The sequence below is a fragment of the Pseudomonas sp. P116 genome (assembly GCF_020149425.1).
In the GTDB taxonomy this organism is placed as follows: domain Bacteria; phylum Pseudomonadota; class Gammaproteobacteria; order Pseudomonadales; family Pseudomonadaceae; genus Aquipseudomonas; species Aquipseudomonas anatoliensis.
Map to the genome: position 1 here is coordinate 397,477 of NZ_JACVHB010000003.1, position 21,195 is coordinate 418,671.

22 protein-coding genes and 1 pseudogene are annotated in these 21,195 nt (G+C 60.3%); 9 read left to right on the top strand and 14 right to left on the bottom strand.

Features of this window, described 5'->3' with window-relative positions; genetic code table 11:
* From ICA15_RS12235 to ICA15_RS12245, 3 genes are read left to right on the top strand one after another with little or no spacing between them, the layout of a single operon-like run.
* A complete protein-coding gene (locus ICA15_RS12235; protein WP_042561692.1) occupies window positions 1–375 on the top strand; it encodes a YcfL family protein in 375 nt (124 codons plus the stop codon).
* Between the two features lie 36 nt (window positions 376–411).
* On the top strand, window positions 412–999 hold the full coding sequence (lpoB, locus tag ICA15_RS12240; protein ID WP_007911129.1) for a penicillin-binding protein activator LpoB: 588 nt from the start codon (window positions 412–414) through the stop codon (window positions 997–999).
* 3 nt (window positions 1,000–1,002) lie between these two features.
* A complete protein-coding gene (locus ICA15_RS12245; protein ID WP_210553403.1) occupies window positions 1,003–1,746 on the top strand; it encodes a penicillin-binding protein activator LpoB in 744 nt (247 codons plus the stop codon).
* Window positions 1,747–1,934: 188 nt separating this feature from the next.
* Here ICA15_RS12245 and rhtB read toward each other — a convergent pair whose 3' ends face one another.
* From rhtB to ICA15_RS12260, 3 genes are all read right to left on the bottom strand, one after another.
* Window positions 1,935–2,567, bottom strand: a complete 633-nt coding sequence (gene rhtB / locus ICA15_RS12250) for a homoserine/homoserine lactone efflux protein (RefSeq protein WP_210553402.1) — start codon at window positions 2,565–2,567, stop codon at window positions 1,935–1,937.
* A 125-nt stretch (window positions 2,568–2,692) separates the two neighbouring features.
* Window positions 2,693–3,274 carry a mechanosensitive ion channel family protein gene (locus ICA15_RS12255; RefSeq protein WP_150593492.1) on the bottom strand — a complete coding sequence of 194 codons (582 nt, stop codon included), beginning with the start codon at window positions 3,272–3,274 and terminating at the stop codon, window positions 2,693–2,695.
* Window positions 3,274–5,184: an ATP-binding cassette domain-containing protein gene (locus tag ICA15_RS12260; protein ID WP_150616827.1), complete on the bottom strand. Its 1,911-nt coding sequence runs from the start codon at window positions 5,182–5,184 to the stop codon at window positions 3,274–3,276. Before ICA15_RS12260 ends, ICA15_RS12255 begins: the two co-directional genes overlap by 1 nt.
* Window positions 5,185–5,234: 50 nt before the next feature.
* On the opposite strand from ICA15_RS12260, the gene ICA15_RS12265 reads away from it, so the two are divergent.
* A complete protein-coding gene (locus tag ICA15_RS12265) occupies window positions 5,235–5,696 on the top strand; it encodes a TIGR02444 family protein (protein ID WP_210553401.1) in 462 nt (153 codons plus the stop codon).
* On the opposite strand, the gene ICA15_RS12270 is transcribed toward ICA15_RS12265, so the two are convergent.
* A complete protein-coding gene (locus tag ICA15_RS12270; protein ID WP_210553400.1) occupies window positions 5,693–6,865 on the bottom strand; it encodes an AlgP family protein in 1,173 nt (390 codons plus the stop codon). The two genes, ICA15_RS12265 and ICA15_RS12270, sit on opposite strands and share 4 nt — an antisense overlap.
* A gap of 192 nt (window positions 6,866–7,057) precedes the next feature.
* Here ICA15_RS12270 and ICA15_RS12275 point away from each other — a divergent pair, with 192 nt between their 5' ends.
* The gene (locus ICA15_RS12275) at window positions 7,058–7,723 is read left to right on the top strand and encodes an FKBP-type peptidyl-prolyl cis-trans isomerase (protein WP_150604789.1); all 666 of its coding nucleotides are present in this window, start codon (window positions 7,058–7,060) and stop codon (window positions 7,721–7,723) included.
* A gap of 57 nt (window positions 7,724–7,780) precedes the next feature.
* Here the strand turns inward: ICA15_RS12275 and ICA15_RS12280 are convergent, their stop codons facing one another.
* The 8 genes and pseudogenes from ICA15_RS12280 to ICA15_RS28610 form a co-directional block, all read right to left on the bottom strand.
* Entirely contained in the window at window positions 7,781–8,239 is a 459-nt protein-coding gene (locus ICA15_RS12280) for an Rsd/AlgQ family anti-sigma factor (protein ID WP_042561701.1), read from the bottom strand.
* Window positions 8,240–8,422: 183 nt separating this feature from the next.
* A complete protein-coding gene (locus ICA15_RS12285) occupies window positions 8,423–8,974 on the bottom strand; it encodes a disulfide bond formation protein B (RefSeq protein WP_210553399.1) in 552 nt (183 codons plus the stop codon).
* Between the two features lie 218 nt (window positions 8,975–9,192).
* On the bottom strand, window positions 9,193–10,431 hold the full coding sequence (locus ICA15_RS12290; protein WP_150604791.1) for a heme biosynthesis protein HemY: 1,239 nt from the start codon (window positions 10,429–10,431) through the stop codon (window positions 9,193–9,195).
* The gene (locus tag ICA15_RS12295) at window positions 10,428–11,570 is read right to left on the bottom strand and encodes a uroporphyrinogen-III C-methyltransferase (protein ID WP_210553398.1); all 1,143 of its coding nucleotides are present in this window, start codon (window positions 11,568–11,570) and stop codon (window positions 10,428–10,430) included. Before ICA15_RS12295 ends, ICA15_RS12290 begins: the two co-directional genes overlap by 4 nt.
* A 16-nt stretch (window positions 11,571–11,586) precedes the next feature.
* On the bottom strand, window positions 11,587–12,354 hold the full coding sequence (locus tag ICA15_RS12300; protein WP_210553397.1) for a uroporphyrinogen-III synthase: 768 nt from the start codon (window positions 12,352–12,354) through the stop codon (window positions 11,587–11,589).
* Entirely contained in the window at window positions 12,351–13,292 is a 942-nt protein-coding gene (gene hemC, locus ICA15_RS12305) for a hydroxymethylbilane synthase (RefSeq protein WP_210553396.1), read from the bottom strand. The genes ICA15_RS12300 and hemC overlap by 4 nt, the downstream gene beginning before the upstream one ends.
* 138 nt (window positions 13,293–13,430) lie before the next feature.
* Window positions 13,431–14,177, bottom strand: a complete 747-nt coding sequence (locus tag ICA15_RS12310) for a LytR/AlgR family response regulator transcription factor (protein ID WP_042561707.1) — start codon at window positions 14,175–14,177, stop codon at window positions 13,431–13,433.
* Window positions 14,174–14,314 (bottom strand): annotated as a pseudogene (locus ICA15_RS28610) (sensor histidine kinase); the annotation flags it as partial. The gene ICA15_RS12310 and the pseudogene ICA15_RS28610, both read right to left, overlap by 4 nt.
* Before the next feature lie 334 nt (window positions 14,315–14,648).
* Here ICA15_RS28610 and argH point away from each other — a divergent pair.
* Window positions 14,649–16,043 (top strand): argininosuccinate lyase, encoded by a 1,395-nt coding sequence (gene argH / locus ICA15_RS12320; RefSeq protein WP_150604795.1) that lies wholly within the window; start codon window positions 14,649–14,651, stop codon window positions 16,041–16,043.
* Window positions 16,044–16,162: 119 nt separating this feature from the next.
* Here the strand turns inward: argH and ICA15_RS12325 are convergent, their stop codons facing one another.
* The gene (locus ICA15_RS12325; protein WP_150616835.1) at window positions 16,163–16,822 is read right to left on the bottom strand and encodes a glutathione S-transferase family protein; all 660 of its coding nucleotides are present in this window, start codon (window positions 16,820–16,822) and stop codon (window positions 16,163–16,165) included.
* Window positions 16,823–16,945: 123 nt separating this feature from the next.
* Between ICA15_RS12325 and ICA15_RS12330 the strand changes: the two genes are divergently transcribed.
* The 3 genes from ICA15_RS12330 (at window position 16,946) to ICA15_RS12340 (ending at window position 20,711) form a co-directional block, all read left to right on the top strand.
* The gene (locus ICA15_RS12330) at window positions 16,946–17,230 is read left to right on the top strand and encodes a hypothetical protein (RefSeq protein WP_150604797.1); all 285 of its coding nucleotides are present in this window, start codon (window positions 16,946–16,948) and stop codon (window positions 17,228–17,230) included.
* 207 nt (window positions 17,231–17,437) lie between these two features.
* On the top strand, window positions 17,438–17,683 hold the full coding sequence (locus ICA15_RS12335) for a TIGR02647 family protein (RefSeq protein ID WP_150604798.1): 246 nt from the start codon (window positions 17,438–17,440) through the stop codon (window positions 17,681–17,683).
* Between the two features lie 184 nt (window positions 17,684–17,867).
* Window positions 17,868–20,711 (top strand): class I adenylate cyclase, encoded by a 2,844-nt coding sequence (locus tag ICA15_RS12340; protein WP_210553395.1) that lies wholly within the window; start codon window positions 17,868–17,870, stop codon window positions 20,709–20,711.
* A gap of 6 nt (window positions 20,712–20,717) precedes the next feature.
* Here ICA15_RS12340 and rnk read toward each other — a convergent pair whose 3' ends face one another.
* On the bottom strand, window positions 20,718–21,128 hold the full coding sequence (rnk, locus tag ICA15_RS12345) for a nucleoside diphosphate kinase regulator (RefSeq protein WP_042561713.1): 411 nt from the start codon (window positions 21,126–21,128) through the stop codon (window positions 20,718–20,720).
* Window positions 21,129–21,195: the final 67 nt, after the last annotated feature.

Below are 21,195 nucleotides of genomic sequence, written 5' to 3' on the forward strand. Positions count from 1 at the left end.
ATGCGCTTCAAACTCATCGCCGTCGCCGCCCTCGCCTTGCTGGCCAGCGGCTGCGCCACCCCGCCACCTCCTGAGCCGGGCAGCGCCGCGAGCAAAGTCGTGGCCATGGGCCCGCAGAAACACATCGTGGTCGGCGCCATGCGGGTCGCCCGCGAAAACGGCTTCATGACTGTCAACGTGCAGTTGAGCAACACCCTCAACAGCAACAAGATTTTCTACTACCGCTTCGCCTGGCTCGGCGCGGAAGGTTTCCCGGTTGCTGAAGAAGAAGTCTGGAAAAGCCAAATGATGTACGGCGCCCAGACCAGCTTCATTCAGGCGATCGCCCCGACGCCTAAAGCCGTGGACTTCCGTCTGGAAATCAAGACGCCTTAAGCCCGCCACCCTATTCCTGTTTTAGAGAGCACTGACATGTTTGTACGCTTTTCCTGCATCGCCGTTATCGCCCTGCTGGCCTCCGGTTGCGCCAACACCTCGCCGACCTTGGGCAGCAAGAACATCAGCTACGGCGACACCAAGGCTGTTGAAACCGTCACCAACGAGTTCGGTTCGACCGACCTGCAAATGATCGCCGAGTCGATGACCCGCTCGCTGGCTCAGTCCGGCATTCTGCAGGGCCGTCCGGTGGTTCAGGTCTACGACGTGAAGAACAAGACCAGCGAGTACATCGATACCCGCGAAATCACCACCAGCATCAAGACTCAGTTGATGAAGACCGGCGTTGCCCGCTTCGCCAGCGACAACAACGCGATGCAGAGCCAGGTTGACCAGCTCAAGCTGCAAAACCAGAGCGGCCTGTACAAGAAGAGCACCGTGGCCAAGACCGGCAACATGGTGGCTGCCAAGTACCGCATCGAAGGCTCGATCAGCTCGATCGTCAAGCGCAGCAGCGATTACAAGGACGTCTTCTACAAATTCAGCCTGCAATTGATCGACGTTGAAAGCGGTCTGGCCGAGTGGATGGACGAAAAAGAGATCCGCAAAACCACGGAGCGTTAATCGATGCGCACATGGATTGGCATCATGGCCCTGGCTTGCGCGTTTGGCGCGCAAGCGGCCCCGAAAGTCGCGGTGACGGATCTGGCGTATCAGGAACGTGTGGAGCAATACATCCACATCGTTTCGGCGCAGAGCAATTATCGTGAGGGTTACTACAGTGCCAGTGGTTCTTCGAGCTATAACGAGATCGAAGCCACCACCAGCTACATCGAGCAGACCGAGCTGCGCAAGTTCACCGGCGACATCAAGGGTGAAATCCTGCGCACCGGCATGTTCCAGCTGGTGCAGGGTACGCCGTACACCGCATCGTCCAAGGGTGACATCTACGACGTGATCAAGCGGATCAAGGCCGGCAACTTCAAGGGCGCCGACTACGTGCTGTTCGGCACCGTGTCGGACATCGACTTCACCCAGGACATGAACGAGCTGGCGCACACCGACAGCTATTCGGCGGTACTGGGCCTGACGTTGGTGGCGGATTTCAGCCTGATCAACACCAAGACCTTCGAAATCACTTCGGCCTTCACGGCAATGGGTGAAGCGCAGGACACCAAACTGGTGAACGGCCGCGACATCAAGATCTCGCTGAACCGCCCACGGGTGGTGCGCGAGGTATCGAAGGCGCTGGGCGAGGACGTGGCCGGGCAACTGAGCCAACAACTCGGTGGTGGCGGTTACGAGCAGCCGCGCGAGCCGCAGCAGCGCAACAATCTGCCGCGCGATACGGCGCCGGTGATTTTGCGCTGAGTATGGACTGAGGGCTCTTGTGGCGAGGGGATTTATCCCCGATGGGTCGCGAAGCGGCCCCGCTTTTAATTAAAAAGCAGGGGCCTGCTGCGCAGTCCATCGGGGATAAACCCCTCATCACACGTAAGTGCGACACAGAGCAATAAAAAAGGCGACCTCATGGGGTCGCCTTTTTTGTGTCTGTCGGTTTAGACCGCCGCTTTGCGCAACGTCGCCATGAACGCTGCGGCGCCAATGAACAACCCGGCAAACGTGCGGTTCATGCGTTTCTGCTGCTTGGGCGTGCGCAACGCTCGCAGAACTTTGGACGCCAGTCCGGTGTAGCCAGCCATGACAATCAGGTCGACAAACACCATCGTCGCGCCGATCACCAGATACTGGATCAGCAGCGGCGCGTGGGGATTGATGAACTGCGGCAGCACCGCCAGCATGAAGATCAAGGCCTTGGGGTTACTCATATTGACCAGGAAACCACGGAAGACCAGAACCAACGGCTTGCCAATCGGGCGAATGGCCGCGTCATCGCTCATGTCGCTGGGCAGTGCGCGCCATTGCTTGATCCCGAGGTAGACGAGATAGGCGACGCCGAACCATTTGATGGCATAGAAGGCGGTAGCGGAAGCCGCGAGGATCGCGCCGACACCGGCGCCGACAATCGCGATTTGCAGGGCCAGCCCCAATTGCAAACCCAGCGCGTTCCAGTAACCACGCCAGAACCCGTATTGCAGACCGCTGGACATCGACGCAATGGCGCCAGCGCCCGGAGAAAGACTGATCAACCAGCAGGCGGCAAAAAATGCCAGCCATGTTTCAAGCTCCATCGCACACCTCGACTTTGACTCGTGACAGACGTCTAAGCTAATGCGACTTGGCGCCGCTGACTATCGATTTTTTGTAGGAAAAGGGGACTACAGAAAACCCAAAACAAAGGATCCTGCTTTAAACGCTACTTCTCGAATCCGCTCGAAGGAAACACATCAGTCCCCCGCCAACGTCGTACCGAACGCTGGAAGAACAGGCTGTTCGGCACCTGGACCATCGCGCTACCGGTGCCCAACTCCTCAGCCTCGATCAACGTGGTGTAGAGCAGATTGATCGCCACCACCCGGCCTTTAACCCCAGGCTTGTCGGTGGTGTCGACCAGTTCGACCACATCGCCCAACCGAAACGGGCCAACGGTGAAAATCAGAATCGCGCAGAGCAGGTTCGACAGCACGCTCCACATGGCGAAAAACGCCACCGCCGCCACCGCGACGAAACCCGACAGCGCCGTCCACAACACAGTGGCCGACACGCCGAGGCGCTGCAGTACAAAGATCACCGCGCTGCCCATGATCAGCCAGCGCAGCACACCACGCAGCGGCATCAGCAGTTGCGGCGGAAACGGATAGCGTTCGCCCAGACGGGTCAGACATTTGGCCACGAAGCGCTGGGCCAGATAACCGGCCAGCAGGATCAGCAGAATCTGCACGCCGAGCCAGATCGGCTCGACCCACATCGCCGGCAGCGGCAGCTTGAACGCTTCCATCAGGACAGCGCCTCCAACTCCGCTTGCATGCTTTCCAGCGTCTCCAGCGCTTCCATCCACGCCTCTTCCAGCTCGCCTTCGCGCACTTTCAATTTCGCTTGCTCGGCCAGCAAATCACGCAATTCGTTCTTGCGCGCCGGCTCGTAGATGTCGCTGTCGCCGAGGCTGGCGTCAACCTTGGCCAGCTTCTCGTGAAGCTTGCCCAATTCGGCTTCGAGCTTGTCGGCCTCACGCTTGTGCGGCGCCAGTTGCTGACGCAACGCAGCAGCAGCCTGACGCTGAGCCTTCTTGTCGGTTTTATCCGGGTTGACCGGGGTGTTACTGACCGGCGCATTGCGCTGACGGTATTCCACCAGCCAACGAGCATAGTCTTCGAGGTCGCCATCGAACTCTTCAACCTTGCCATCGGCAACCAGATAGAAGTTGTCGGTGGTGCTCTTGAGCAAGTGCCGATCGTGAGACACCACCAGAACCGCGCCGCTGAATTCCTGCAACGCCATGGTCAGCGCCAGGCGCATTTCCAGGTCGAGGTGGTTGGTCGGTTCGTCGAGCAGCAACAGGTTTGGCCGCTCCCAGGCGATCAATGCCAGGGCCAGACGCGCCTTTTCGCCACCGGAGAAATTCAGCACAGGCTCATCGAGCCGCGCACCACGGAAGTCGAAACCGCCGAGGAAGTCGCGCAACGCTTGTTCACGCTCGGTCGGCGCCAGACGCTGCAAGTGCAGCAACGGGCTGGCCTTGGCGTCCAGAGAGTCGAGTTGATGCTGGGCGAAGTAACCGACCACGGTGTTCTCGCCCCGGGTCAGTCGCCCGGACAGCGGTTCGAGCTCGCCGGCGAGGTTTTTGATCAGTGTCGATTTACCCGCACCGTTAGGGCCGAGCAAACCGATGCGCGCGCCAGGGGTCAGTTGCAGCTTGACCTTCTCCAGCACGGTTCGATCGCCGTAGCCCAGGTTCGCATCGGACAGATCGATCAGCGTGCTGGAGATCTTGCTCGACTCGCGGAACACGAAATCGAACGGCGAATCGACGTGGGCCGCCGACAGCTCTTCCATGCGCTCCAGCGCCTTGATTCGGCTCTGCGCCTGACGGGCCTTGGTCGCTTGCGCCTTGAAGCGGGCGATGTAGCTTTCCATGTGCGCACGCTGCGCCTGCTGCTTCTCGTAGGCTTGTTGCTGCTGGGCCAGACGTTCGGCACGGGCACGTTCGAACGCGGTGTAGCCGCCGCGATACAGGGTGATTTTGCGCTGATCGACATGGGCGACGTGATCGACGACTTCGTCGAGGAAATCGCGGTCGTGGGAAATCAGCAGCAAGGTGCCGGCGTAACTTTTCAGCCAGTCCTCAAGCCAGATGATGGCGTCGAGGTCCAAGTGGTTGGTCGGTTCGTCGAGCAACAACAGATCCGACGGGCACATCAATGCCTGCGCCAGGTTCAGACGCATCCGCCAGCCACCGGAGAAATCTCCGACCTGCCGATCCATCTGTTCGTTGGTGAAGCCCAGACCGGCCAGCAACTTGCGGGCACGGGCGTCGGCGGTGTAGCCGTCGGCGCTGTCGAGTTCGACGTGCAGACGCGCCAGGGCAACACCGTCATGCGCTTCCTCGGCCACGGCGAGGTCACGTTGCACCTCGCGTAGACGCAGGTCGCCATCGAGCACATAGTCGACCGCAAGGCGTTCGAGCGTGTCGACCTCTTGGCGCATGTGTGCGATCCGCCAGTCGGCCGGCAGCAGGCAATCGCCCGAGTCCGGGTGCAATTCGCCGCGCAGCAAGGCAAACAGGCTGGATTTGCCGGCGCCGTTGGCACCGATGAGGCCAGCTTTGTGGCCGGCGTGCAGGGTCAGCTCGGCGTCTTCTAGCAGACGTTGCGGGCCACGCTGTAAAGTCAGGTTCTGAAGTCGGATCATAATGGCGGCGGAGTCTACCAGCTTCGCTCACAACTAGCGCGAGTAGCACGATGTCCTCTGACCTGTGGAGCTTTGCCCTTGCCACCTACGCCCGTCCGGGCGTGGAAGACGCATGCCTGCAACTGCAAACGGCGGGGGTCAATGTGTGCCTGTTGCTGTGCGGTTTGTGGCTGGAGCAACGCGGCGCGAGCTGTGATGAACAGCGTGCGGGGCAGCTTCAGGCGCTGACCGGGCCTTGGGACATCGAGGTTGTGCAGCCGCTGCGAACCCTGCGCATGCAATGGAAAGCGCGGGCTTTGGATGATGTGGTGTTGAAGGGTATACGCGAACAAGTCAAAGCGCTGGAGCTGGAAGCCGAACGCGCGTTGCTGTCGCGGCTGGAGGGCATTGCTCAGGTGTGGGGGCGGAACGCAGCTGGATCAATCGGCTGGCTGGAGGCGCTGGCTGGCTCGGCGGCCAACCTGAACCGCGACGCGCTGCAAGTGCTGCGCGTCGCGGCGATCAGCACTTAGGAAGCGCTGGTCGGGTTGCTGCTGATGCTCGACGCAGCGGCTGGCGATGGCGCAGTCGAAGTGGTCGAGGTAGTGGCGGCGGCAGGTGCAGCTGGCGCAGCCGGGGTTGCCGGTGCGGCAGGCTTGGCAGCTTGCGCGGTAGCCGGTTTGGCAGCGGCTGGCTTGGCGGCCACTGGTTTTTTCGCGGCAGGCTTAGCGGCAGGTTTTGCCGCTGGCTTGGCTGCAGGTTTAGCGGCGGCAGGCTTGGCGGCGGCAGTTGCCGGCTTAGCAGCGGCAGCTGGTTTCGCGGCTGACTTGGCTGCCGGCTTGGCGGCGGCTTTCACTGCTGGTTTCGCAGCTGGCTTGGCGGCCGGTTTTGCAGCAACTTTCGCCGCTGGTTTTGCTGCTGGTTTAGCAGCAACAGGTTTGGCGGTCGATTTGGCTGCAGGTTTCGCAGCGGCAGTTTTAGCGGCAGGTTTCACTGCAGTCCGGGCCGCAGGTTTTGCCGCTGCGGTTTTCGCTGGAGCAGCTTTGGCCGCGGCTGGTTTGGCAGCAGCAGTTTTGCGTGCGGCTGGTTTGGCAGCGGTGGTTTTAGTTGCCGGTTTCGCAGCGCTCGCCGCAGCAGCCGGTTTTTTCGCCGCAGTTTTCGCAGCCGTTTTTACAGGTGCTTTGGCAGCCGGTTTTGCGGCGGCTTTCGCAGCAGGTTTGGCAGCGGCGGTTTTCGCCGGTGCCTTGGCAACAGCAGGTTTCGCTGCGGCTTTCTTCGCCGGTGCCGATGCAGGTTTAGCGGCACGGGAGGTCAACACTTTGCCCACGGCTTCTTGCACGCGACCAACACCCTGGGCCAGTTTCAGGCTTTCCTGAGCATCGCGCTTGAGTTGCAGAATGTAGCTGCGGGTATCAGATTGGCGATCCTTCAAGGCATCAAGCAGTTCTTCCAGTTCTTTCACTGCGCCTTTGGCTTTGGTCTGAGCCTTGGCTTTACCGGCGGCAGCTGCGTCCTGCAATTTGGTGCGGGACTTGTGCAGTTTTTCTTGCGCCTTGCCACGTTGCTTTTCAAGTTTGGCGAGCAGTTTTTCAGCATCAGCCAAGGCTTGCGAGCAAGCGTTTTCCAAATGCTCGAGCAAGCTGCCCGAGAGTTGTTGGAGTAAGTGCAACGGAGTATTTACAGGCTTCTTGGTGGCCGACATGGTTTACCTCCTGGCTGACGTGAGTGCGGCTCATACTAGACCTCTGCTGCTACCGCCGCTAGGTCATCTTGACAGTATCAATTGCGTTGCGTTGCACCGGGGTGAAAATGTTCTGCCCGCAGTCAAAAGCAGTTCACCGTTGCAGACGTTCGCGCTGGCATAATCCACCGCATCTCAGGACGGAGAGTGCCCATGTCGCGCTACCTTTTTTTATCCCTCTGCATGATTTTTTCCAGCGCCCACGCCGACGAAAAAACCACCGCGAACGACGCTCATGATCTGGCCTATAGCCTGGGTGCCAGCCTCGGTGAACGGCTACGCCAGGAAGTCCCGCAATTGCAGATTCAGGCACTGATTGATGGCTTGCAGCAGGCTTATCAAGGCAAGCCGCTGGCCCTGAGCGAAGCGCGGATCGAACAGATTCTGGCCGATCACGAATCGCAAAATGCCGAACACAACGCGCAGCCTTCGAGCGAGGCCGCGATGGAAAACGAACAACGTTTCCTCACTGCGGAAAAAGCCAAACCGGGAGTAAAGGAACTGGCTGACGGCATCCTGCTTACCGAGCTTGCACCTGGCACGGGCACCAAGGCCGGGCCCGATGGAAAAGTGCAGGTGCTGTATATCGGTCGCTTGCCGGACGGCACCGTGTTCGATCAGAACAGTCAGCCGCAGTGGTTCAACCTCGACAGCGTGATTGCCGGTTGGCGCACCGCACTGCAAAACATGCCGGTGGGAGCGAAATGGCGACTGGTGATTCCATCGGATCAGGCTTATGGCGCCGACGGTGCCGGGGACTTGATCGCGCCATTCACGCCGCTGGTATTTGAAGTCGAATTGCGCGGCGCGACGAGTTGATCAGGCATAAAAAAACGGTGCGCTTGAGGCGCACCGTTTTTTGTTGAGCAAAGCCAATCAGGCCTGAACTGAATCTTCTTCCTTGTGCGCCGTATGCAGCACTTCAATCAGGCAATCTTCGAGTTCGAAGCGCTCGTGAAGCAGGCCGCCGAGCTCTTTGAATTTCTCGACAACGCATTTGCCTTCATCGCAAAGATCGTTGAACGCGAGAAGCTTTTCGGTGATGACGTCGATGCGCGGATAAATCGTCTCGGCGAGTTCCAGTCCACGCTTGTCGTTGAAGGCCTTGGCTTCGCCCGTCAGCTGTTCATAGATTTCGAAGTGCCCCGCCGATACGTAATCAACCAGCACGCCGCAGAATTCCTGCAAGGGCTTGCGGCTCTCGGACAGGGTCTGAGGCTCCGCGCCGAGATTATCGTAGGCATCGATCAGCTCCTTGCGTTCCTGGAGCCAGCGGTCGATCAGCAGATGAACTCCACCCCAACGTTCCTGAGCATTCTGACAACTTTCGAGCATGGCGATCTCTCTTCCCTTGTGGGTCATGCTGCTCTACACCCGCGTCCCGCTTTAGGTTTTGGCATGGGGGACGGTCGGGCAGAGTGTCATCGAGCAACATAAATCCAATGACACGTGCGGGCCAGATTATGCCCGCACGCCTATGGCTTCAAGGTACGCAGGAGATAAAGTTCATACAAGTGTTTAATCCCGCAGCAGCTCATGGTGCGACGCTTCGCCGCTGAGCGGTCGCTGTAGAGCACTCCAGCCCATTCTCAACAATTGATACACGGCAAGAATCGACACCGCGACAAAGAACAACAGGCTCCACTCCGGGATAGTCAGGTCAAACAATGTCCAGGAGATTTGCGCGCAGTCATTGCCGCCGTTAAACATCTTTTGCAACGCACAGATCCACGACTTTCCGCTGAACAGCGCCTCCGAGGTCGGCGCACAATGGATCAGTTGCAGCACCGGATCACTCTGGATCAAGATCTGCCGCCAGGCCGCCGTGATACCGCCCAGACTCGCGCCCAGTGCAGACAACCAGTAAAGCCACAGGCCGACACGCTTGGGGCCATGTACCGACGCCAGACCACAGCAAACACACAGCAACGTGAGGAACAGCCGCTGCACCAGACACAAGCTGCACGGCGTCAGACCCACCGCGTATTCAAGATAATAGGAAGCTCCCAGAGCAAAGGCACTCGCAGTGAAAGCCATGAAGAACAAGGAGCGTGAGCAGGCCAACGACATGGCTTTTCCGTAACAGTAGAGACAGATGGTTACGGTAGAGGAAAGCGTGTCAGCCTTTCAAGGCAAGGCCCTGCCGACAGTTCACCAGAGGTGTAGGGAAAACCCGACAGCGTCGAGAGGATTCGGCGTAGCTCGCTGTAGGACTTTGCCCTAAAGGCTCACTGAAGGTGAATTTTCGCTCGGCAAAGGTGTGCGAGGGAGCTACCTCCCTCGCCAATTCAGACGCGAGCCAGAGCCGGCAGTGGCGCGGCCAACAGGCGCTCATCGAGCAGGCCGAGGCCTTCCTGGAACAGCTGATTGCTGCGTTCGGTATCGCCAAGCTGTGCGAGCAAGCGCGCCAGTTCCGCACAGGCTTCCGGATTGCGCTGCACACGCAGGCTGCTTTCCAGATAATCCCGGGCCTTGCCCCACAGACTGGATTGCAGGCATAGACGGCCCAGGGTCAGCAGCAGACTCGGATCGTTCGGATGATCCTTGAGCCAGCCCTCGGCGGTTTGCAACTGACGCGCCGGATCACTCCCGCGCACCAGGCCATACAGGCGCGCCAGATGGCTGTCGTACTTGCGCTTGAGGGCCGTGCGCAGCACTTCTTCCGCCTCGACCTGGGCGCCCAACTGACGCAGCTGTTCGGCATAAGCCAGCACCAGCGGCGGCTCCTGACGTTGCGCCGAGGTGAGCTGTTGCCAGGCGCGAGTCAGCGACTGCAAACCAACCGCGCCGTCCTCTTCGCGCTGCGCGGCCAGCGACAGGTTTTCACCCCAGGCGCGACGCTCAAGCTCAGCCAGTTCGGCGGGCGGCAAGACTTTATCCTTGCGCAACTCCGGCAGCAGACGAATCACCGCCGACCATTCGCCGCGCTGTTGATACAAACGCTGCAACTGACGCAGCGTCTGCACGTTATGAGGATGACGCTCGTGCATCGCCTGCAATGTCACCAATGCGCCGTCGGTGTCGCCACGGTCGGTCTGCAACTGTGCGTGGTTCAAGGCGATGGCCAGCTCAGCCTGAGGCTGGCGCTCCAGCGCACGCTCAAGCAAACGATCGGACTCTTCGTAATTACCCTGCTCGTTCGCCGCACGGGCAGCGCCGAGGTAGTACAGCAGCGGCTGGCGCTCGGCTTCAGCGGCCCGATACAAATGACGCTGGGCACTGGCCCAACGACCTTCGGCCAGATCCAGTTGGCCGTGTTCGATCGCCACCTGCACCCGACGGCTGCGGTTGCGCCGCGACCATGGATTGACCACGCCGCTGGACGCCATCACCAATTCGATCAGAGCCTTGATGCCCCAGACCAGCAGCCACAACACTGCGATCAGCGCCAGAGTCGCCCACAGGCTCGACTCGTAACGGAAAGACTTGTAAGCGACCAACACGTAACCGGAATGCTCGGCAATCGCCAGGCCCAGCGCCGCTGTCGCTGCAATCACCAGAAACACGATCACATAGAGGCGCTTCATGGCGTGGCCTCCTGCGCGGTGTTGGCGGCAGGTTTGGCGAACGGTTTCACCGATTCTTCTGCGTTGACGTTACGCCGCTCGAGATAGGCTTGCACCGCACTCAGGGTGCCGGTCAGATCCGGCGTCTTGACCGAGACCGGTTCCTTGCTCAGCTCGCCGACCTGTTCCAGCATCACTTTGCTTTGCGGATTGTCCGGGTTGAAGTTGCCTTTGAGCACGTCACGCGCCTCGGCCAGTGCCTGGGTGTACACCGCCGCCTGACCATTGAGGGCCGCCCATTGTGCCTGCTCCAGCGCGAGGCTCAGGGCCAGACGCACCTGGCTCAAACTCTGCCCGGCCAACAGCGGTTTCACATTCTTGCCAGCGTTGAAATCGATACGGATGTAGTGCGAAACCTGATCCCACCACTGCGCCCAGCGACTGGCGCCGTCACCATCGGCGGTCAGGCCCAGCAGCGATTCGCCACGATCCTTGTATTCCGGCGCCAGTTCGGTGAGTTCGATGACCTGATCACGCAAGGCCCCTAACCGCAGGAACAACCCGGTGCGATCCGGCTGCTCGGTGCTGCGCAGCGCAACCAGGGTTTTGGCCACTTGCTCGCGGGCGGCAAAGGAGCCGGGATCGTTCTGTTCGCGGAGGATTTCGTCGGCACCCTGCACCAGTGCCTGGGCGCTGCTGATGTCCTGCAACGCGGAAAGGCGCAGGCTGGCCAGACGCAGCAAATGCTCGGCCTCGGCCAGACGCCAGTCCTTGCGGCTGGCGCCGAGGACGGTTTCCAGACGTTGATTGAGGCGCTGCTGATCACCCTGAAGTTGCGACACGAGACGCTGGCGCTCGGCAAGTTCATCGGCACCGGGCAACTGCGCGAGACGTTCGGTCAGACGTTGCTCGTTGAGCTTCAGGCTCTGCGCCTGATCGTTCAACGCCTGCACCTGACCCGACTGTTGCTGAGTGTTGGTTTGCAGGTGTCGCACCTGCCAGACTCCCCAGCCACCAATCGCGACCCCGGCCGCACCGAGCAACAGGGCGACGATGGCCAGGCCATTGCCTCGGCGCGGCTCTTGGGCCGGCGGTGGAGTTTCAACTTGTGAATCAATCACAGGCTGGACGTCATCTTTTGGCAAGGCTGTTTCGCTCACGTATCCATCCTTTGCATTAGAAAACGGGTACGGGATGCTCCCGTAACGCCGTCAGCAAAGCCGCGGCACTCGCGCCGCGGCAATCCACAACTGTTTGAGCCCCGGCGGCACGTGCCAGCTCGGCGACTCTTGGGCTTGGAACAAACAACGGCAACCGCGCAATCGACGGCCAGGCATCGCCGGCCATTTGGCGCAGGTGCTCGAAACCCTGTCCACTGCTGACCACCAGCCCGTTCAAGCGTTCCGCTGCGATCCGCTGCGGCAGTATTTGCGCTGCATAGGCCGGCAGCTCGCGTCGATACAATTCCAGATACTCGACACTAGCACCAAGCTCACGCAGACGCTCGGCAAGCAGTTCGCGGCCGCCCTCGCCGCGCAGGATCAACACCTGCGAATTCGGCTGGGCGACGGCTTCACGCAGACGCGGCAATTGCAGCAACGCTTCGCTGTCATCGCCATCGGCCGGACAATGTACGTCGAGGCCGCGCTCCTGAAGAATCTGCGCCGTTGCCGCACCGACACTGAACCACGGCATCGTCAACGACTGCGCCCCTTGGGCATAAAGCAGCTCCAGCGCAATACGCGCCGCTGGCTTACTGACCACAATCACTGCGCTGCAATCGGGCAGTCGCGCCATCGCCAGACGTATGTTCTCAGAGACCGGCAGCGGGGCAATTTCCAAAAGCGGCAGACAACTACCGAAAATCCCCTGCCCGGCCAACGTCTCTGCAAGCGCCGCACAATCATCCGCAGGGCGCGTCAGCAGCAGGCGCCAGCCAGTCACTCGTGACCTGCCTCGCCGTAGACTGCTTTGAGAATCTCTTCGGCACCTTGGGCGAGCAGATCTTCAGCGACTCTCACACCCAATGCTTCAGCATCGGCACGAGGGGCCCGCGCTTCGGCGCTGATCAAGCGGCCGCCACTCGGCTCGCCCACCAGACCACGCAACCACAATTGCTCGCCTTCAAGCACGGCGTAGCAGGCGATCGGCACCTGGCAGCCGCCATTCAAATGTTTGTTGAGGGCCCGTTCAGCGGTAACCCGCGAAGTGGTATCAGCATGATGCAGCGGTTCCAGCAGAGCGTGGATTTCGCTGTCAGCGCTACGGCACTCGATACCGACCGCGCCCTGGCCACCGGCGGGCAGGCTGTCATCGACACTGATTGCCGAGGTGATGCGATCCTCGAAACCGAGGCGGATCAAACCGGCGGCCGCGAGAATGATCGCGTCGTACTCGCCGGCATCCAGCTTGGCCAGACGAGTGTTGACGTTGCCGCGCAGGAAACGGATTTCAAGGTCAGGGCGGCGGGTCAGCAGCTGCGCCTGACGGCGCAGGCTCGACGTGCCGACGATGCTGCCGGCAGGTAGCGCCTCAAGGCTTGGATAAGTATTGGAAACGAAGGCATCACGCGGATCTTCGCGCTCACAGATGCAGAACAGACCAAGGCCTTCAGGGAAGTCCATCGGTACATCTTTCATCGAGTGGACGGCAATGTCGGCTTCGTTTTCCAGCAGCGCGGTTTCCAGTTCCTTGACGAACAGGCCCTTGCCGCCGATTTTCGACAGCGGCGAATCGAGCAGCTTGTCGCCGCGACTGACCATGGGCACCAGTGTCACCAGCAAACCGGGATGGGCCGCTTCCAGACGGGCTTTGACGTATTCGGCCTGCCAGAGGGCCAGCGCACTTTTACGGGTGGCGATGCGGATTTCGCGAGAGGACATGGATCAATCCGTACTGAATAGATACGGCGGATAATAACAGCTCAGCCAAATCCACTTTGACTTGAATCAGAAACGGCGCGGCCTCCCTGGCCTGCAATGCCCGCTAACGAGAAAAATGAGCCCCCGAAAAAGACCGGGTTAAAGACCCTGCATCATTTTGCGCACACCCGCCACATGCCGGCGACTGACAATCAGCGCATCGCCATTGAGGCCTTTGAGGAATAGCTGGAAATGCCCCAGCGGCGTGCGTTGCAGACGCTCGATGCGGTCGCGGGCGACCAGCGCGTTGCGGTGGATGCGCACGAAGCGCTCGCCAAATTCGTCTTCGAGGGCTTTGAGCGGCTCGTCCAGCAGCACTTCGCCGCCTTCGTGGCGCAAGGTCACGTATTTGTGGTCGGCAATGAAATAGACCACCTGATCCAGCGGGATCAGTTCGATGCCTTTACGGGTGCGGGCACTGATGTGGCTGCGCGGGCCGGTGCCACTTTCGGCAGCGGGGCGGGTCAGGGCCGAGAGTTGCGCCCGATTGGGACGTTCAGCCCGTTTCAGGGCGTCATGCAGGTGTTCGGTTCGCACGGGTTTCACCACATAGCCCACGGCGCTGGCCTGCAGGGCTTCCACGGCAAATTCATCGGGACTGGTGAAAAACACCACGGCGGGCGGTGTTTCTCGCTCGCACAGACGGGCAGCAACCTGCAGGCCATCGAGGCCTGGCATGCGGATATCGAGCAGCACGATATCCGGCTTGTGGCTGTCGATTAGTGCCAACGCCTCTTCGCCATTCGTGGCGCTGGGCTCCAGGACTGTATAACCCTCGAGCTCGCTCACCATACGGCTGAGGCGCTCGCGAGCCAGTGGTTCGTCATCAACGATCAGGACATTCATATTGCGCTGGATTCCTGCGTGAGTCTCGCACAAGGATAGCGTAGACAGGTGAAGTGACGTCCGTCACCGCGATCCACGCTAAGACTAGCCCGAGCGCCAAAAAGTGCCGTACGTCGGCCAGCAATATTTGCCAGTGTCCGGGTCGTACTGCTCAAAGCCCGCTGTTTCCTGCGTTTCTCGCGGGGTTTGTCGAAGGACAAGACACCCACCTCCACTTCTTATAGTCGGCGGCCAGACCTTTGCGCGATCCGCAGTCGCGCCGACCCTTATGTCCTACTGTAGACGCTCGCCGGGCCGATATTGCTCAATCGAAAAATATCGTTGTGCAAATTCCCCGCGCAGCACACCGACTATGCATGACACGATGAGAAAAAAACGTATCGACCGGTGTCAACGACAGGATTGGCAACCCTGTTATTATCCGCGCCAGCGTTTCACGCCTTTTTTCTTCAAGCCGATACGAGCGAATTCATGAGCACTGACAAGACCAATCAGTCCTGGGGCGGCCGCTTCAGTGAACCCGTCGACGCCTTCGTCGCCCGCTTCACCGCCTCCGTCACTTTCGACCAGCGCCTGTATCGCCACGACATCATGGGCTCGATCGCCCACGCCACCATGCTGGCCAAAGTCGGCGTGCTGACCGATGCCGAGCGCGACACCATCATCGATGGCCTGAACACCATTCAGGGCGAAATCGAGGCCGGCCAGTTCGACTGGCGCATCGACCTCGAAGACGTGCACATGAACATCGAAGCGCGTCTGACCGACCGCATCGGCGTGACCGGCAAGAAACTCCACACCGGCCGTAGCCGCAACGACCAGGTCGCCACCGACATTCGCCTTTGGCTGCGTGACGAAATCGACCTGATCCTGGCCGAAATCACCCGCCTGCAACAAGGCCTGCTGGAACAAGCCGAGCGCGAGTCCGGCAGCATCATGCCCGGCTTCACTCACTTGCAGACCGCGCAGCCGGTGACCTTCGGGCACCACATGCTGGCCTGGTTCGAAATGCTCAGCCGCGACTATGAGCGTCTGGTCGACTGCCGCAAACGTACCAACCGCATGCCGTTGGGCAGTGCCGCGCTGGCCGGCACCACCTACCCGATTGATCGCGAATACACCGCGCAATTGCTGGGTTTCGATGCCGTGGGCGGCAACTCGCTGGACAACGTTTCCGATCGTGATTTCGCCATCGAATTCTGCTCGGCCGCGAGCATCGCGATGATGCACTTGTCGCGCTTCTCCGAAGAGCTGGTGCTGTGGACCAGCGCGCAGTTCCAGTTCATCGATCTGCCGGATCGTTTCTGCACTGGCAGCTCGATCATGCCGCAAAAGAAAAACCCGGATGTGCCGGAGCTGGTACGTGGCAAGACCGGCCGCGTGTTCGGCGCGCTGATGGGCCTGCTGACCCTGATGAAAGGCCAGCCACTGGCCTACAACAAGGACAACCAGGAAGACAAGGAACCGCTGTTCGACGCCGCCGACACCCTGCGCGATTCCCTGCGTGCATTTGCCGACATGATCCCGGCGATCAAACCGAAACACGCGATCATGCGTGAAGCGGCACTTCGCGGCTTCTCCACCGCAACGGACCTGGCTGACTACCTGGTGCGCCGTGGCCTGCCGTTCCGTGATTGCCACGAAATCGTCGGCCACGCAGTGAAGTACGGCGTCGACACCGGCAAGGACCTGGCTGAGATGAGCCTGGAAGAACTGCGCCAGTTCAGCGATCAGATCGAGCAGGACGTGTTTGCCGTGCTGACCCTAGAAGGCTCGGTAAATGCCCGTGACCATATCGGCGGCACTGCGCCAGCGCAGGTCAAGGCAGCCGTTGTGCGCGGTCAGGCCCTGATCGCCAGCCGCTAAAAGCATCGCTGGCAAGCCAGCTCCCACAGGTTCTGCGTCGAACACGTATTCGTGTTTCAACCCAGAATCCTGTGGGAGCTGGCTTGCCAGCGATTACTGACTTCAGACCGCTAGAAAACTCACTTCTTGGCAGCGATCATCGCCAAAAACGCCGGCATCGCCGCCTCTTTATCCGCCGCAATCTTCTGCACATGCGGATTCTGCTCAAGCCGCTCCAGCAGCGCCTTCGCCTCCGGCATCTCTGCCAGCAAATCAATTGCGAACAGCTTCTGCCCCACCGCACACGCCAGCGGCACGCTGTAGAGGAAATACAAATCCGCGATGCTCAGACTGTCGCCCGCCACATACGGGGCGAACTTGCCGTGCCGGCCGAGCGCCGCAAAGCCCAGCAGCAATTCTGATTTGGTCTTTTCCTTGATGGCGTCCGGCAAAGTCATGCCAAAAAACGCTTCGCCGTAGCAGGCGCGACCCGGCAGTTCGATGTACAGCTCGATTTCCTTGGCGATTGCCAGCACCTGCGCCCGCTCGAACGGATCGCTCGGCAGCAGCGGCGTGCCTTTCTGGGTCAGTTCGAGGTATTCGAGAATGATCGCCGTTTCATTGATAAAACCCGCATCAACGCCCAGCACCGGCACTTTGCCGCGCGGGCTGATGGCCAATGATTCAGCGGTCTGTGCGGGATAGAACGTGACCTCTTCGAACGGCAGGCCTTTTTCCAGCAGCGCCAGTTTGACCATGTTGTAGTAATTGCTGACAGAGAATCCGTAGAGCTTGAGCATCACATAGCCTCCAGGCCGTGCGGGGTGGGCAGTGCCTGTTTATAGATCGCCCGGACAATTCCCGCCAGCAGCATCACGCCGCTGAATGCGGGTAAACTGGCGCCTTTCCTTGAGGAGCCTGCCATGAGCGAGCCGACAGACATCGACAACGACGAAGAAGAGTTCACCGAGAGCACGCTGATTGAAGCGATCGAGAACCAGATCGAAAGCGACAACCCGCCTGCGGCCAAGGCTACGCTCAACAAGCTGACCCTGGTCGGCGTTGAACGCGAAGAAATCCTCAATCTGATGGCGCATGTGCTGGCCTACGAGATTGACGCGATGCTGGATGAAGATCGCCCATTCGATACCGCATGGTATGAAGCAGCACTGCGTGCGCTGCCAGAGTTGCCACCGGAAAAGTCTTAAGATCAAAAGATCGTCCGATCGCGGCCCGAGCCTTCGGCAGCTCCTACACTCTCCTGTAGGAGCTGCCGAAGGCTGCGATCTTTTTTATGCGGACTACACTGGAATCCGCCCCCAGACAAAAACCCTGACGCGCACACTGGACAGTCCGCGCCGGCAGGTTCACCTTAGGGGCGCTGCGTTCCAATTCCTAGAAAGTCTGGAGTCCTTATGTCGCTTACCCCTGAGTTGGTTGCCGAACTGGAAGTCCTCGCACTCTTCAACCTGGACAGTTCCCAGGAAGGTTTGAAAATTCATCAAACCGCTGCCCCGAAACACATTGCCGCCGCCAAACGCCTTTTCGAGAAAGAGCTGACCGATCAGCCCGATGGCGGATATCTGACCAGCCTGGGGCGTGATGCCGCGCAGAATGTGCAAACCTTACTGACGATCCTGAACGAGCAAGAAACCGCCTGATCCTCCCCGACTTTGCCCACGGGAACTCCTGCCACGGGATTTCCGCGGGCCCACCTGGTCACCTCACGATAGAAATCTGGCGTCAAAAAACAAATTCAGCTTAAAACTCCCGCTGCGCAAAGGCTAAACTGCCCCTCATTCCGAGACCCTCTACGTCCGAGCTTGCGAGCCGGTTTGAGCTGACATGACGCGCACCCACGAAATCCGCCCCGACCTGGACGAGGGAATCGACCGCAAGGTACTCAGCCAACTGCGCGCGCGTTTCCTCAAACTCAACGAAGGTCGACTGGGCCGCGCACTGGAAGGCTTGTCGACGCGCCAGCAAAGTGTGCTGACGCTGCTGCCGCTGTTCTTTCACGTCAATCATCCGCTGCTGCCGGGTTACGTCTCGGGCAGTACGCCGGCCGGCCTGTCGAATTACGAGCCGGACACCAATACCCTCGCAGAAGCCCAGCGCCTGACCCGTTCGTTCTCCTACAAGCCGCGCCACGGCAGCAATCCGCCGCGACCGATTCACGGCCTGTTCCTGATGGGCAGTCTCGGCACCCTGGCCCAGGCCGATCAAAGCGACATGGATGTGTGGGTGTGTCACTCGCCAGACCTGAGCGAAAACGAGCTCGCTGAACTGGGCAAGAAATGCCAGCTACTCGAAACCTGGGCCGCGAGCCAGGGCGCCGAGGCGCATTTCTTTTTGATCGACCCGGTGCGCTTCGTCAAAGGTGAGCGCGACACCCAGCTCAGCTCCGAAAACTGCGGCAGCACTCAGCACTATCTGCTGCTCGACGAGTTTTATCGCACCGCGATCTGGCTGGCCGGGCGCACGCCAATCTGGTGGCTGGTGCCGGTATACGAAGAAACGGCCTACGACAGCTACACCCACACGCTGCTGTCCAAGCGTTTTATCCGCGCCGACGAAACCCTCGACCTTGGGCATCTGGCGACGATTCCGCCGGGTGAGTTCATCGGCGCCGGGCTGTGGCAGTTGTTCAAGGGCATCGAGTCACCTTACAAATCGGTGCTCAAACTGCTGCTGACCGAGGTTTATGCCAGCGAACATCCGCAGGTGCGGTGCCTGAGCCTGCGCTTCAAAAAAGCCGTGTTCGCCAATCAGCTCGATCTGGATGAACTGGACCCTTACATGGTGGTGTATCGGCGCATCGAGGAATACCTCATCGCTCGCAACGAACCGGAACGTCTGGAGCTGGTGCGACGAGCGCTGTACCTCAAGGTCAATCGCAAGCTCACGGGCAACAGCCGCACGCAGAGCTGGCAACGCTCGCTGCTGGAACGACTGGCCAACGAATGGCACTGGGATCAGCGGCAACTTGCCCTGCTCGATAGCCGCAGCCAGTGGAAAGTCCGGCAGGTCAGCGCCGAACGCCGCGCGCTGGTCAACGAACTCAATTACAGCTATCGCTTCCTGACCCAGTTCGCCCGCACCGAGCAGACCGTCAGCCTGATCAACAAGCGCGATCTCAACGTGCTGGGCCGCAGGTTGTACGCGGCATTCGAGCGCAAGGCCGACAAGGTCGAGTTCATCAACCCCGGCATCGCTCCGGATCTGGCCGAAGACACCCTGACCCTGGTGCAATCGCGCAACAAGAAAGAACCGGGACAAACTCAGTGGGGCCTGTACAACGGCAGCCTCACGGCGCATGAGTGGGAACATTTCGCGCCGATCAAACGCAGCCGCGAGCTGTTGGAACTATTGACCTGGTGCCACCGCAACGGCGTGATCGACAGCAGCACCCGCCTGGCCCTGCATCCCGGCAACAGCGACCTGAGCGAGTTCGAACTGTTCAACCTGCTTGGCAGCCTGCAACAGTGCATCGCCCTGCCCTTGCCCACCGTTGCCGAAGAGCGGCTGCTGCGCGCCGCCGTGCCCGGCGAAGTGCTGATGCTGGTGAACGTCGGCGTCGATCCGCTCAAGCATCACCGCGACCTCAACATCCTCATGACCACCGAGCGCACCGACTCGCTGAGCTATGCCGGCGTGCGCGAGAACCTCGTGCTGACCCTCGATCAGGTCACGCTCAACAGCTGGAATGAAGTGCTGGTCAACCGCTTCGACGGACCTCACGCCCTGCTCGATTGCCTGCGCGACTACCTCAACAATTTGCCGCGCGGGCCGTTACAGCCGTCGCTGAAGGTGCGCTGTTTCTGCCATAACCGCGCGCAGTTCATCGCCCGGCGCGTGGAAGAAATCGTCGACACCGCGCAGAACCTGCTGCTCAGCGAATTGAATCACCGCTACCTGATTCAGGTGCAACAGCACTATCACGTGCTGGAGCTGGTGCCCGGACAGGTCAACCACGTCGCGCTCGCCACCCTGCCGGCACTGCTCGATTACCTTGGCGAGGAGCAGGCGCGCTACAGCCCGCTGCACCTTGATCCGATGGCACTGGAAGATCACGACCTTGCGCTGATCCTGCCGATGGGCCAGCCGGAATGCATTCAGGTGTTCTACCGGATCACCGAGCAGCACGCCGAGGTCTGCGTTCTGGACGAATTCAATGCGCTGTGGCAGCAGCACTTGCCGTATCACGACGAGCAAAGCCTGCTGGCGCCGCTGCAACGTTTCCTGCAATCGATCCAGTATCGGCGCGAGGCGCTGCTGCCGATGGAGGCCGCTCCCTCGGCCAGCCTCGAAATCCTGTATTACCAGTTATTTCCTTCAGGCCAGGGACGGGCACGGCGCGTCGAAGCGCGGCCAATGCCGCAGACGCCAGCCAACAAACCGTTCTACGACGTGCAGGCGATCATCGGCAAAGCCGCACCGGGGGAAGTGCAGGTCACGCTGTATTGCAATCAACGGGAGTTCAGCGAGCTGGAACACGGCGACCAGCTGTTCAGCGTGGTCGCCCGGGAGATCGTCGGGCAGCGCCGTGAGACCGAACGCTATCGTTGCTACATCACCGACCTGGACCTGTCCGGCCTGCTCGGTGACGGGCAAAGCTCAAGCAATCTGTATCTACGCTACAAGGCTGACCTAGAGCGCGCCCTGAACGAGGCACTCGAACAGGTCTGAGTGAATTTACTCGGGAAACGCGCCACCGTTGGCCGGTTGCGATTCGACTTCAAGCAGGGTCAGTTTCAGGGTCTTGCCGCCCGGAGCCGGCCAGTCGATGTGCTGACCAACCTTCAGGCCCAGCAGCGCGCTGCCGACCGGTGCGAGAATCGAAATCTTGCCTTCATCGGCATTGGCATCCTTGGGATAGACCAGCGTCAGATGGTAATCCTTGCCACTGCCTTCTTCGCGGCAGTGCACGCGGGAATTCATCGTCACGACATCGGCAGGCACTTCATCGTGGCTGACGAGGGTGTCGGCGCGGTCCAGTTCGGTTTGCAACGCAATCACGCCCGGCAGCGTGTCATCCAGGCTGTCGATCAGGCGCTCCAGACGTTGAACGTCCAGACGGGTAAGGGTGATGGAAGGTGCGGTCATGATCCGGGCAGACTCCTTTCTTCTGCGCAAAAAAAGCAAAAAACCCCGCCAAAAAAGGCGGGGTTTT

Coding starts and splice junctions, on each gene's coding strand:
- ICA15_RS12235 (WP_042561692.1), top strand. CDS start 1: ATGCGCTTCAAACTCATCGCCGTCGCCGCCCTCGCCTTGCTGGCCAGC.
- lpoB (WP_007911129.1), top strand. CDS start 412: ATGTTTGTACGCTTTTCCTGCATCGCCGTTATCGCCCTGCTGGCCTCC.
- ICA15_RS12245 (WP_210553403.1), top strand. CDS start 1,003: ATGCGCACATGGATTGGCATCATGGCCCTGGCTTGCGCGTTTGGCGCG.
- rhtB (WP_210553402.1), bottom strand. CDS start 2,567: ATGGAGCTTGAAACATGGCTGGCATTTTTTGCCGCCTGCTGGTTGATC.
- ICA15_RS12255 (WP_150593492.1), bottom strand. CDS start 3,274: ATGGAAGCGTTCAAGCTGCCGCTGCCGGCGATGTGGGTCGAGCCGATC.
- ICA15_RS12260 (WP_150616827.1), bottom strand. CDS start 5,184: ATGATCCGACTTCAGAACCTGACTTTACAGCGTGGCCCGCAACGTCTG.
- ICA15_RS12265 (WP_210553401.1), top strand. CDS start 5,235: ATGTCCTCTGACCTGTGGAGCTTTGCCCTTGCCACCTACGCCCGTCCG.
- ICA15_RS12270 (WP_210553400.1), bottom strand. CDS start 6,865: ATGTCGGCCACCAAGAAGCCTGTAAATACTCCGTTGCACTTACTCCAA.
- ICA15_RS12275 (WP_150604789.1), top strand. CDS start 7,058: ATGTCGCGCTACCTTTTTTTATCCCTCTGCATGATTTTTTCCAGCGCC.
- ICA15_RS12280 (WP_042561701.1), bottom strand. CDS start 8,239: ATGCTCGAAAGTTGTCAGAATGCTCAGGAACGTTGGGGTGGAGTTCAT.
- ICA15_RS12285 (WP_210553399.1), bottom strand. CDS start 8,974: ATGTCGTTGGCCTGCTCACGCTCCTTGTTCTTCATGGCTTTCACTGCG.
- ICA15_RS12290 (WP_150604791.1), bottom strand. CDS start 10,431: ATGAAGCGCCTCTATGTGATCGTGTTTCTGGTGATTGCAGCGACAGCG.
- hemC (WP_210553396.1), bottom strand. CDS start 13,292: ATGTCCTCTCGCGAAATCCGCATCGCCACCCGTAAAAGTGCGCTGGCC.
- ICA15_RS12310 (WP_042561707.1), bottom strand. CDS start 14,177: ATGAATGTCCTGATCGTTGATGACGAACCACTGGCTCGCGAGCGCCTC.
- argH (WP_150604795.1), top strand. CDS start 14,649: ATGAGCACTGACAAGACCAATCAGTCCTGGGGCGGCCGCTTCAGTGAA.
- ICA15_RS12325 (WP_150616835.1), bottom strand. CDS start 16,822: ATGCTCAAGCTCTACGGATTCTCTGTCAGCAATTACTACAACATGGTC.
- ICA15_RS12330 (WP_150604797.1), top strand. CDS start 16,946: ATGAGCGAGCCGACAGACATCGACAACGACGAAGAAGAGTTCACCGAG.
- ICA15_RS12335 (WP_150604798.1), top strand. CDS start 17,438: ATGTCGCTTACCCCTGAGTTGGTTGCCGAACTGGAAGTCCTCGCACTC.
- ICA15_RS12340 (WP_210553395.1), top strand. CDS start 17,868: ATGACGCGCACCCACGAAATCCGCCCCGACCTGGACGAGGGAATCGAC.
- rnk (WP_042561713.1), bottom strand. CDS start 21,128: ATGACCGCACCTTCCATCACCCTTACCCGTCTGGACGTTCAACGTCTG.